The 12,998-nt window shown below is 34.7% G+C and carries 8 protein-coding genes; all 8 read left to right on the top strand.

Features of this window, described 5'->3' with window-relative positions:
- Nucleotides 1-34: 34 nt before the first annotated feature.
- The 8 genes from BMX53_RS10040 (at nucleotide 35) to BMX53_RS10005 (ending at nucleotide 12,968) form a co-directional block, all read left to right on the top strand.
- Nucleotides 35-817 carry a phosphodiester glycosidase family protein gene (locus BMX53_RS10040; protein WP_244154497.1) on the top strand — a complete coding sequence of 261 codons (783 nt, stop codon included), beginning with the start codon at nucleotides 35-37 and terminating at the stop codon, nucleotides 815-817.
- A 357-nt stretch (nucleotides 818-1,174) separates the two neighbouring features.
- Nucleotides 1,175-4,021, top strand: coding sequence for a DUF6493 family protein (locus tag BMX53_RS10035; protein WP_074746092.1), 2,847 nt, complete (start codon nucleotides 1,175-1,177; stop codon nucleotides 4,019-4,021).
- A 230-nt stretch (nucleotides 4,022-4,251) separates the two neighbouring features.
- Nucleotides 4,252-4,764, top strand: coding sequence for a hypothetical protein (locus BMX53_RS10030; protein ID WP_063175615.1), 513 nt, complete (start codon nucleotides 4,252-4,254; stop codon nucleotides 4,762-4,764).
- Nucleotides 4,765-4,833: 69 nt separating this feature from the next.
- Nucleotides 4,834-5,562, top strand: a complete 729-nt coding sequence (locus BMX53_RS10025; protein ID WP_063175614.1) for a CPBP family intramembrane glutamic endopeptidase — start codon at nucleotides 4,834-4,836, stop codon at nucleotides 5,560-5,562.
- Between the two features lie 694 nt (nucleotides 5,563-6,256).
- Nucleotides 6,257-10,609, top strand: a complete 4,353-nt coding sequence (locus BMX53_RS10020; protein WP_143061418.1) for a hypothetical protein — start codon at nucleotides 6,257-6,259, stop codon at nucleotides 10,607-10,609.
- A gap of 64 nt (nucleotides 10,610-10,673) precedes the next feature.
- Complete coding sequence (locus BMX53_RS10015; protein WP_133145891.1) at nucleotides 10,674-11,420, top strand: hypothetical protein; 747 nt, start codon at nucleotides 10,674-10,676, stop codon at nucleotides 11,418-11,420.
- A gap of 4 nt (nucleotides 11,421-11,424) precedes the next feature.
- The gene (locus tag BMX53_RS10010; protein WP_133145890.1) at nucleotides 11,425-12,171 is read left to right on the top strand and encodes a hypothetical protein; all 747 of its coding nucleotides are present in this window, start codon (nucleotides 11,425-11,427) and stop codon (nucleotides 12,169-12,171) included.
- A gap of 5 nt (nucleotides 12,172-12,176) precedes the next feature.
- Complete coding sequence (locus BMX53_RS10005; protein ID WP_133145889.1) at nucleotides 12,177-12,968, top strand: hypothetical protein; 792 nt, start codon at nucleotides 12,177-12,179, stop codon at nucleotides 12,966-12,968.
- The last annotated feature ends 30 nt before the right edge of the window (nucleotides 12,969-12,998 follow it).

The following is a 12,998-nucleotide window of genomic DNA, read 5'->3' as shown; positions in this document are numbered from 1 at the left end:
AAGACAGTAGGGACGTAATACTTTACGTCCACAAGTGCAGAGGTCAAAACAACAAAAAATAGCACTACATTTATACTTCATTAATCCAATGTATTCTATGCAGTTACACTTCGTGATTTTAGGTTGCTTACTCTTATCCTTGTTCTCTTGTCAAGACAAGGCTTATGAGCAAGACTATGTCATTTATGAGGTAGATCCTAAACAGGAGGCTATAGAGATGTATTATCACAACGAAAAGTCAGTACCTATCCGCAGTTTGGGAAACCTAAAAGAGTTCTTAGCTCTTAGAAATAAAGAACTAATATTTGCGATGAATGGTGGGATGTTTGAACCGAATAACATACCTAAAGGATTGTACATAGAAGATGGACAGCAACTACAAGCTTTAGATACTTTAGTAGGAGGCAAGGGGAATTTCTATTTACCACCGAATGGGGTGTTCTATTTGACAGAAGACCATAAAGCGGACATAGTAGTAACCTCTGCATTTAAACCACATCCAACTATAAAGTATGCTACCCAATCAGGGCCAATGCTATTAGTAGATAGGCAGATAAACAAGGTGTTTACCCAAGGTTCAACTAACCTCAATATCCGCAATGGAGTAGGAATAAAGGCAACTGGAGAGGTGGTATTCGCGATGTCTAAAGAGAAAGTAAACTTCTATGACTTTGCTAAGTTGTTCCAAGATATGGGATGCGTAAATGCACTGTATTTGGATGGCTTTGTATCAAGAGCATACCTTCCTTCTAAAGGATGGACGCAGACAGATGGAGACTTCGGTGTCATCATCGGTATCTCTCAGTCTAAAAAATAAATATCAGTAAATTATTAAGTATATAAAAGCTACCCAGTATTAGGTAGCTTTCTATTTTTATGTCCCTCTGTAACAAAAGACTCCGTTGTAACTGCGTTATGAGTCCGTAGTGAGTCCGTTAAATCAATAAAAACAACGGAGTCATAACGTATTCACTACTTAGTCAGTGAGGACATATTTAATCGAGGATAAGTGGGGGATAAATACTGAATTAAGATGGGTTGTAAATAGAACAATATTTAAGAATATCCCTCATTTCCATTACATTCTATTTACTTTAAAATAGTATCTTTCGGCTTTCGGAAAAGTGCGAAATCACGAGAAACCAAAAAAACAAAACAACAACAAACTACCACTATGAGTAAAGACATATTTTATACCCAATTAGAACAGTTAGTAGAGGCGGGGAATACTACAGAAGTACTTGCACTACTGAAAAATACACCAACAGAAGAACGATTAAAATACACAAAGAAGATCTCTAAGTTAGGGAAGTACTATCAAGAGTATGTACCAGAGGAGGGTAACCGCAATTCGTATGGATATAGAGGGAATGGTGAGCAGCGATCAGCGGTTAGTTTAGCTGTATTGGCGTCGTGTACTTATAAAGACTTTACGGGAATATGGTTTATAGCAGAGAGTGAGTTTAATGATATATTAGAGTGGTATATCCCAGATTGGTTAGGAGAATATGTCAATGATAGAGCTGCTGAAGGATGGATACGTGCACCTTTTAGCGAGATAGGTTATGTGTATGAATTAAATGAAAAAGGAGTGTTTAAGACTCCACTGACAGAGCGTACCTGGGCAACTATAATGGTGAGTTTTAGCAATGTGGAGTTATTTGATAAATATCCAGCTTTGTTAGAGAAGCAGTTTTGGTATCTATTTGATCATGAGGTGAGTATTAATTATCATTCTTGGGATGAGGTTATTGCTACTTTAATAGCACAAGGGCGATTAGATAAGCATCGTATTGTGCAGACTGCTGTACAAAGTGCGTTGACTCATACTAACCAGGCTCTAAGTGGATGGAATGCTAATCTATTGGGAAAGATAGGACTGACAGATCAGGATATAGTAACGTTTCAAGAAGATATCTTTCAGCTGTTAAACAGCCCATTGTCTAAAGTGGTTAATGAGGCATTAGATACTTTGTTTAAAATAGCAAAGGAGAAAACATTTTATGCAGAGACTTTCATCACTCACTTGCCAATATTGATGAGTAGTACAGTGAAAGCGACTATTAATAAAGTAATGCGTATTGTGGCTACTTTCGATAAGTCGCACCCTACCTATAAAGAGAGTAGTGCGGAGGCATTAGTAGGGGCATTCCACATACAAGACCAAGCTTTGCAAACGAAGATAGCGAAGCAAATCATTAAGTATGCAAAACCTAATGAGGACTTAAACGCTCAGTTAGCTGCTTATCAAGATATGATGATGAGTGAGACAAAGACGTTTTTAGCAGATTATATTACAGCTGAAACGATAGTTCTTGGAGAGATGGTAGAAGAAGGAGAAATAGAGTTAATACCTATCACACCTATCGATACAGTAGAAGATTTGATCTTCCATTGTAGTTCAATTTGGAGTACAGATAATCACTATATCTTTGATCAAACAGTAGATGCAGTAGTGCGATTATCACCAGAGATTACAGTGGAGCATATAGATCAGTTGTTACCAGCTTTTGACAAGGCATATAAGAAGATAAAAGATATTTGGAGTGGTACTCCTAAGCAGAATGTAATAGCATTCTGGATGTTAGAATGGTCGCGTATGCTGATGGAGGATACAACATTAGATACCACAGCCTTAGAAAAGATATATAAGAAACACAGTAAAGAGGAGTTGTACTCTCATAGTCAGACTTCTTTAGCGGATGTGAAGTTAGAGCCAAGTAATAGATTTAAGTATTACTACTCGGCTATGCGTCCTTATTTGACTATCTATTTCTATAGTTTACAGTTGTTAAAAGAGAAACGCCAATTCCCTATTTTGAGCTTACCTACACACGAACCATTTTATATAGATGCAGTGGTACTTGTAGATAGGTTAGCGGTATATCAAAAACAAGGTGAGCTTATCGATGCTTTAGACCTTCAGATAGCTTTGGCTCGTCTAAATACAACCACTTTAGCAGAAGGTTTAGCACATGCTAAGAAGGTTTTAAAAGGAGAGTTATTAGCGATATTGGAGTTCTACTTAGGAGAGGGAGAGATAAAAGAGGATTCAGAGACATATTATGATGTATGGAGATTGGCTGCTGCTTTAAAGTATCCCCATGAGGCAGTAGAGAGCTTGGCTAATGATAGATACACTAAAGAGCAACAATTGTATTGTGCGGGATGGCTTGGCAATTGGGAAGTAATAGAAGACTCTCATACATATGAGGATTGGGATTATAAGACTAAGAAGAAGGTAGAAAAGGTATTTACACATAAGAAACTAAAGTTAGAACAGATACCTTATGATATCAATACGTCTGTATTATTTAGCCGTGTGAACAAAGGAATGCCTAAGACGGCAGTAGGTGATCGCATGGGGTCTGTGAATCTGATGGGACTGATCAAGTATCAGATTATGGATGTAAGTATTAGTGAACTGGCAGATTTAATGACAATCACACCAAAGCATTTAGATGCAGTACTAATGGCGATTGTAGAGAGATGTTTGCATTATGGAGGTAGCGCTACGTTTGAGGTTGCTGAGAAGAAAGCGCTACAAGAGGTGTTTACTTATTTGTTGCAAATGAATAAGGTAATGTTCACGGATCAGTTCTATTTATTCTATGGATTGGGAATGATGGCGGATGACAAGGTTACGCGTTCTTTTGCAGCGGAGTATTGGATAAAAGAGGCATTGCATTTAGATCAAAAGCGCTTAGGTCATGTAATCGGAAAAGCATTGTCTAAAGAATATGTAACCATTAAGCGTTTGACAGATTCTATTCAAGGGTTTATGATGAATGTGAGTGTACAACATAACCAGGCATTGCAAGAATTGATAGAAGGTATTTTATGTGAGATGAATGAAACTCCAATTAAAGGATTTAAGTCTTTATTAGAACAGTATGTTGAGGCGCTGAGTACTAATCAAACTAAGGTAACGAATGAAAGAGTTATGGAGTTGGTAGAGGCTTGGAGTAAGGTTAGTACAACGAAGAAGGCGGCGGTTTTAATTAAGAATTTAAATAGTTAACGGTTGACAGTTCACTGTTTACAGTGTATGCCTACGGCATTAGGTACTTTGATTATGGGAGTACTGTGTGGATAAGGATTTTAAAGTATGTATTACAATTGTCGACACACAAGAGTAGGGGCGAAATACTTTTCGCCCAATTGTAAATACGGAACGAATTAGTTAACGGTGGACAGGATAAACTGTAAACTGTAGACAAACTGTAGACTGTAACCTATAAACCATTATAAATGAATATAAGAAAAGAGATAATGCCTCTTATGAAGGTAGCAGAAGAGCGATATCCTGTGATACTAAAGGTAGTTTTGGGGTATACGGACTATTGTGATGAATATGGAGATGAGGACAATATAGAGTATAAAAGAGTAGAGCAGGCATTGCATGAGCTTACAGATAAAGATATGTCTAATTATGACTTATGGGAATATTGGGAAGGAGAAAGCGCTGAGGTATTTGCCTTTAGAATTGCTCTACCTGATCCTTTACCTGTTAAAGATGTAACTGAGGAGGAATTGACATTCGTAGTGACTAAGCTTAAGACCTTTGTGGAGGTTGATTATACAACGAAAATGACTTTTGAGGAGGAGTTTGACATGTATTTAGATGAGTATTACTATTCCTTTTTAAAGTTGAATTGCTCTAATTATAGCCCAAAATTGTTTAACAGAAACAAGAATGAAAAAGGAGAATATTTTGAGTATTCTATAAAGGAGATTGTTAAACATTTGACACAGGGTAGTTAACGGTTAACCGAAAACCTGTATTGTCTTTTAATAATAAAATGCTACTTTAGAATAACTAACTCATTGATTATGAATATTGTTGTTTTAGAAGCTATTATCTATCTCATAGTATTGCTTCCTTTTATGATTTTGTTGATGAAGGAAAGAACTAAAGAGTACTTTATTCGTATTGGTGTCTTCTGTCTCGTATTTGTAGTGTATAGTTGTGCTATCATGTTAGGGAGAGTGTATGATGCTTTTCATATTATCAATGGCAATTGGAATTGGAGTGGAAAGATATATGGGGTACTGTGTGGGATCCTTTGTTATTATGTGTTTCGCAAGTATTTTAAAGAGTATGACTTCTTTACTCTTAAGCAGGCAGAAGGGAGTAAGCAACCTGTCTGGATTGCTACGATAGGTATTACGGTGTTAGCTGTATTAGCTTGGTTCTTTGCAGGTAGTGGAGGAGAGTGGAACATAGAGACGCTTGCCTTTCAATTAACCTTACCTGGGCTAGATGAGGAGATTATGTTTAGAGGTGTGCTTATGGGGTTATTATTGTCTTCGTTAAAGACTAAGGTTAAATATATAGGTAACCCTAGTAATTTGCTTATAGCTGTACTCTTTGGTTTTGTACATGCCTTTACGCTGTCTAAGGAGTATGAAGTAGGGTTTAATACTATTTATTTTATACAAACTGCTTTTGCGGGTTATGTATATGGCTGGATTGCTATTAAGAGTAGAAGTATAGTGTTTCCTATTCTTGCTCATAATGCTAGTAATTTCTTTGGTACTTTAGCGATGATGGTTAAATAAGAGAAATAACATTACTAGAGCTATCTTTTTCTTTACCTTGACAAAAAGAAGAGATTTTACTTCTAATTTCACACTACATAATTAGGTTTATCTGAACATTACATATCGACTTTAAATTTATAAAAAGTATAAGAAGAGGTTATCCTTATGGATAGCCTCTTTTTTTGTTATCCCATCTCTGAGATATGGAAAAATAAGGCTTTAGTGGTAATATATGAGAAAAGAAATCTCTCATAATGAACTTTTTTTCGCATTATTTAGAAATAAAAAATAGTTAGTATCATGGGATTTTTAACTCAAAATAGTTTGATTCTGTCCTAATGTGTTGATGAATAGTTCTTGTTTGTATATAAACTGGTGTCAATATTGAGATATGTATATTCTCAATATGTCAGTTATTGTCAAGTTTTCATTGTTTTTGGCATAGTGTTTGAATTTTTCATAATAATTAAATAATAGCTTTTAATTATTAATAATGTAATGAAAGCAATCACTGAATTTGAAATTTAAAGTAATGTGTAGGTTATGATGATGTTTGTTGAAAGATTAATAAAAAACGCATGTGGTACTTTTCTAGGCCAAATGAGACCCGTACAATTCCCATTTTTTCTGTCTTTACAAGAAGGAAATAGTCCTCCATTAGTTGGAATAAACTAAGAAAGAGAATATCCAATAATTTAAAAAGACAAATCAAATGAAAAGAAATATATTACCAATCGCTCTTCTTTTTGTGTCAAGTTTCGCTATGGCACAAGTGGGAATAGGTACTAAAAGCCCTGATAAATCAGCTCTTCTTGATATACAAGCAACATCTAACAACCTTAAAGGAGTTTTAATTCCAAGGGTTCCTTTAAAAGCATTAACAGACAATAGTAATATTAATAATGGGAAAACGGCTAATAGCTTATTAGTGTTTAATACCACACAAAATACAGAACTAAGTATAGGATATTATTATTGGTTTGAAAGTACTTGGATACGCTTAATGACAGATCAAGATAATATTTCTAGAGATATACCTAAAAATGATGAGTTTGCTGTAAACTTCGAAGAACAAACCTTATACCTAAAAGATACAGATGAGAATATAGTCTCTGTTCCTTTATCAGATATTAATATCCTTAGTACTCTAGAAAATAAAGGTAAAGGTAAGTATGTATATACTTCAGAAGATAAGAGCCAAACATCTCTTGATGTAGTAGGAGATGTAATCAACAACTTTGAGGATATTATTACTAATGAAGATGTACAGAATGTTTTAAATCAGTATTTTAATACAAGCCTACCTCTAGGAAACGTAACGTATGTAAAAGAGGGTGATAGCTATGTGTTCAAATACTTAGATGAAAAAGGAGACAATCAAACTATAGATATTTCAGAGATAGTGAAGTCATTTGAGACTGTAACTACGATTACTCCAGAACAAGTAGAGGGTAAAAACACAGGTAAGTATGTGTACAAAAATGAGGAGCTTGCAGAGGTAACGATTGATGTAGTCGGAGATGTGATCAATAACTTTGATGAGATTATCAGCAATGAAGATGTACAGAATACATTAAATCAGTATTTCAACAATGCTTTACCTCTAGGAAACGTAACGTATGTAAAAGAGGGTGATAGCTATGTGTTCAAATATTTGGATGAAAAAGGAGATAATCAAACTATAGATATTTCAGAGATAGTGAAGTCATTTGAGACTGTAACTACGATTACCCCAGAGCAAGTAGATGGTAAAAACACAGGTAAGTATGTGTACAAAAATGAGGAACTTGCTGAGGTAACGATTGACGTTATAGGAGATGTAATCAACAACTTTGAGGATATCATTACTAATGAAGATGTACAGAATACATTAAATCAGTATTTCAACAATGCTCTACCCCTAGGAAACGTAACGTATGTAAAAGAGGGTGATAGCTATGTGTTCAAATACTTAGATGAAAAAGGAGATAATCAAACTATAGATATTTCAGAGATAGTGAAGTCATTTGAGACTGTAACTACGATTACTGCAGAACAAGTAGAGGGTAAAAATACAGGTAAGTATGTGTATAAGAATGAGGAGCTTGCTGAGGTAACTATTGATGTAGTAGGAGATGTAATCAACAACTTTGAGGATATTATTGAAAATAAAGATGTACAAAACAATCTATATGTAACTATAGAGGCAAATGCAAAAGACTTATCATCTGATAGATCTATAGTTGTGACAAAAGGAGATAAAGCACTATTAAATGAAGCAAGTATTGCTATTGCTGAAAGTGGTGTAAACACTATGCATATTCACGATAAAGCAGTAACAGCAGGTAAAATTAGTAGTGAAGGAATTTCTACTGATGACAAAGTATTAACTACAAATGGTATTGGGGGAGCTGAATTTAAAGATATGAGTACCCTCGTAGAATCTGTAAGTAAAGGGAATATAGAAGGTAATGAAAGTATTGCTGTAGAAGGAGGTATTGACGCAATCTTTGGAGGTGAAGATAAGAAAGTAACATTAGGTTTAAAGACGGGTGGAGTAAAAGAAATTCACTTGGCAGCAACTAGTGTAAGTACTACTAAACTGCAAAAAGGAGCAGTAACTACAGAAAAAGTAGCTGATGCTAATATTACAGATAAGAAGCTAACAGCAGGGGAAGGTATTGATAATCGTGTGGCTATTGCAGATAAATCAGGAAAGGTAACATACCAAACTATCGATGCTAGTGTGATAGAAGGAGTAGGATCTATTTCTACAGATGATATTATCTATGTGAAAGATGGTATCAATAAGACACTAGGCGATGTGAGTCTAAGTATTAATGATACTTCAATCCCAGCTAGTAAGCTAACTGCTGAAGGAGCAGAGGTAAACGCTGTAGCAACAGCTGATGCGGATGGAAATGTAGCTTATAAACCAATTACTACATCTATTCTTACAGGAGCAGGAGATATTATAACAGATGGCGTGGTAACTGTAGACAATGGAAAAGGTAAGGTATTGAACAATGTAACTCTAGGGTTAGCTAACAATAGTGTTACCAATACTCATCTACAAGATAATGCAGTTACCATGAATAAGATTGCTGCAAAACAAGTTACTATTGATAAACTTGGCTCTGGAGAAGAAGAAGCAAATAGCATTATTACTACTGATGGAGAAGGAGGATTTAAGTATGCAACTGTAGCACAATTACAAAGTCAAGCTTTTGATTTGACTACAGATGGGGTGATAGAAGTGCTAGAAGGAGGAGAAAATGCTGTGCTAACTGATACAAAGATTGGTATTAAGAATAACTCGATTACTAAAGCCAAGCTTAATTCAGAGAACCAAGGTATAGATATGTTACTAGTAACTGATGGTGAAGGTGGTTTTGATTATGTGGAGAAAGAAGCTGTGCAAGCAGGTGGAGTAGATTTGAACTTAGATTCAGCACTAACATTTATAACAGGAAGTGGTCTAAATGCGGTATTAGCACCTATGACTATTGGTGTAGCTAATAAAGGAATAAAAACAGAACACTTAGATGATGCTACGGTAACTATCAATAAGATCAATGCAGAAGAAGCAACAGCTAATACTGTATTAACGGCTATTGGAGAAGGTAAAGTAGCTTATAAAAGTATGAATGACCTTGTGTTTAATGAGGGAAAAGATCTGAAAACAGATAAATCAATTACTGTTGCCTCAGGAAATAAAGCTCTATTAAAAGAGACTTCAATTGCTGTAGCAAATCAAGGGATTCAAACAAGTCATATAGCTGATGCAAGTGTAACTGCAACTAAGATAAACGCAGAGAAAGCAGCTAATAATACAGTCTTAACAGCCATCGGCGAGGGAAAAGTAGCTTATAAGAGCATGGACGAGCTAGTTTTTACTAAAGGTGCTAAGGTTAGTTCAGATGAATCTTTAGAAGTTACTAATGGTGATAAAGCAGCTTTACAAGCGATGACTCTAAAGGTTAAAAAAGATGGGATTAAGACTGCTCATATTGCTAATAATCAAGTGACAAGTGTAAAGATTGGTTCTGAGGGTGCTACCAAAGGTTTTGTATTAGTAGCTGATGGTGATGGCGGAGTGAAGTATGAAGATGTGAATAGTCATGTAAGTATTGAAGGCCAAGAATTAGAAGGAACAGGAGCAATAGAAGTGAAAAATGGAGAATATGCTCTATTGTCTACAGCCTCAGTTGATGTCAAAAATGGAGGTATTACAACAGAAAAGTTAGCTGATAATGCAGTGAAAACGGCTAAAATAGCAACTGATGCAGTTACTACAAGTAAAATTAAAAATGAAACTGTTAGTAAGTACAAACTAAACTCGGGTGACATATTTAAAGGTGAAGAAATAGAAAAAAGCTACCCTGAAGGATATGTTCTTAGTGCTACTGGAGATGGTAAAGTTCTTTATAAGAGTTTTAATGAATTGTCTAAAACACAAGGAAAAGCACTTACCAGTAAAGAAAGTAGTATTGCTATAGGTAATGGAGATAAGGCGGTTTTACAAGGAGTTAATTTAGATATCGAGACGAATGGTGTAAAAGAAAAACACATAACGGATAATGCGGTAACGACAAGTAAGATTAAAAATGATGCTGTGACATTTGCAAAATTAAAAGCCGGTTCAGTTTATGGAACAGTAGTATTAGATAAAGGAATTACTGCGGCTAAGGTTTCGTCTGAAAAAGCAACTGAAGGAGATGTATTAACCGCAGATGGAAACGGTGGAGCTTCTTTTAAAAAAGGAACTAAAGCAGAGGTTGATTATAGCAAACAAGAACAGATCAAAGATGTGAAGTGGTTAGATACTGATAAAAAGGTTGCTCAGAGAGTCTTCGAAATAGAACTGACTAAAGCAGAGAATAAGATTACTATTGATGGAGATTTTGCATCTGTTATTTTGGATGCAAGGTTAATTAACCAAACAACAAATTCTGCTACACGTGGTCTGATTAAGAAAGAGGTAGTTAGTGGTAAGACTGTTCTGACACTTGGGACACCAGGAACTATAACTGTTAAACATCCGAAAGGGAAATACTATCTTATCCTAGAGTATGTGAAGAAATAAGTTCTATACAGTATATTCATTTCTGAGTATGCTGTATAACTCTAAAAATTAAAATTAGAAGACAATGAAACAAAAGATATTTATACTAATAGGCTTGTTTACCAATTGTTTAGGGATGGCACAAATAGGAGTAGGAACAGAAAATCCAACAAATGGTATTGAGATAGAAGGAAGTGTTCGATTTCGCAATTTGGAAGAAGGAGATCTTAAAGTGTTTAACAGAGAGGTGCTTATGGATAAGGAAGGTAATTTAGGCTATCAAGATATTGAAAGTGATCGTTCTTATTTTGTTAAGATGGTCTCTAATCAAATGAAGGAGCAAGTCATTGTTGATAAAACAGATCAGAGTAAGGACCTTCAGTTAGAAGTTGAGTTAGAATTATTACCCAATACTATTTCTGTATTTGAGATTCACTATAATGTACCTTTTAGTTTTGAAGTAGTAAATGATGGGAGGTATATTGATTGGCCATTAGTCAATGAGGTAGGTGCTCGATTAATGAAAAAAGAAGAAGGAAAGGATAGTAATTATGTCAATGTTCGAGAGGGGAATAGAGCGCTATCTATAGTGAGTGAATATGAAAATACATACCCTCGTTTGAATTCTAGAAGAGCTTTTGTAGAAGGAATGACTATTCAAGAAGTAGTTAACACGAGTAAAACGATTAAAAAAATAACTTATAAGATGATGAGTTATAGTAAAGCGAATGAAGGATTACTTAAGTTTAATTCCGACAATGGAGAAGGTATTGGGATGATTTTGGTTAAAGTGTATCACAAACCTTATTATGGTGAAACAACTAAAAACTAAAAAGATGAGAAGAGTTATAAGTGTTTTAATGCTGTTTTATAGTTTTGGTGCTATTGCTCAAGTAGGAATAGGACTAGAAGATCCTAAAGCTGCTGTACACATTGCAAAAGAGGCAAAACTAAAAGATGTACGTAATGTAGAGGGAGCAATGACTGATTATCCTCAACATTTAATTGCAGATGAGAAAGGTAATTTGGCTGTATTTACAGGATTGCCAACAGATTTGATATTCAAAAATGTACTCACAAAAAAAATGGAGCAATATGTAAAGATTGATAGAAACGACGTAAAAGATAATAAGTATTCAGAGTACACTGAGAAATCTTTAGATTTGAATACGACTCTCACAGTACCTGCTCATAAAACTTATGTACTTGAGATTAGCTATAGTATTCCATCTGTATATGCTGGATCTGATAATCCAAAAGGGGAATTTGGTGTATTCATAAAAAGGAAACTTGGTGTCAAACCATTTGAAAAAATCAATCAATCTGTGAATGTTTTTTCATCACCATTAGCATCTGCAACTACTACTTCTGCTAAAGGTAGAGCTATTGGTTATACTTATATAGATACAGTGAGTAATGAGACTAATCAACCTTTAGAGCTACAATACGATTTATATGGATTTACAGAGTTTATTGATCTTAACAATTATGAGGTTAGATTTGGAAGTTATACTAATTCAGGAACAAATTATAACTGGGGAAAAGGAGTGATCTTAGTGACTATTAATGAATTAATAAAATAGAAGCGATGAAGAAGTTTAGTATATTGTTTCTCACTTTGCTTAGTATATCTATGTTTGGACAAGTGGGAGTGGGAACAGAAGAGCCAACAGCAGGTTTAGATATAGACCCTAAAGGTATCGAAGTAGAGAAATCAGAAGACCGTTATATTCGCTTAGAAGGATTAGAGAAAAAACCTGACTATCTCCGTAAAATAGTACTTAATCAAAAAGGGGATGTGGCTACAATGGACTACGATGCAAATAGTTTTAATCTGAAAACAATTAAATATGCCAAAAGTAAGAAAACGATCCATACTGAGAAAAGTGCTAATGTAATGGATGTCTCTAAGAAGCAAGTTAGTTTAGATGTAGACTTGGTAATAACCTTATCACCTAATACAGAGAATATTATTTTTTTGGAGTACGATATGCCTATTTTTATTTATAACAATAAAGAGGACAATCGCGTGAAAGTTGGATATGTAGGAGTTACATTAACTAAGGTGGAACACAGTAATGTGATAGTAGAACTTGACCAAGGATCTAGAAAAGTAACTAATTATGAAAATAGATCAGCTGTAAATGGAGATAATTTTTTTGGTGTATCTGTTGCTAGTAAAGCAGTAGATCAGTTGAGTAATACGGGAACTGTAGAGAAGAAGGTAAAGTATAAGTTGTTTGCTTATATTGAAAAAAGTTATTTCGAAAGCTTCGATAAGGAAGTATATTTTGGCAATGCAGATGGAGAAATAGAATCATTAGGTATCGGTATTTTTAATGCTGTACACTATGAGAAAGTAATATCACCTACTAAATAGTAATTATACAAAAGGGAGGATTTCTTAGTA

This window comes from Myroides marinus, assembly GCF_900109075.1.
Classification (GTDB): Bacteria; Bacteroidota; Bacteroidia; order Flavobacteriales; family Flavobacteriaceae; genus Flavobacterium; species Flavobacterium marinum_A.
The sequence above is the reverse complement of the archived record's forward strand: the minus strand, read 5'-3'. Positions and strand labels throughout refer to the sequence as shown.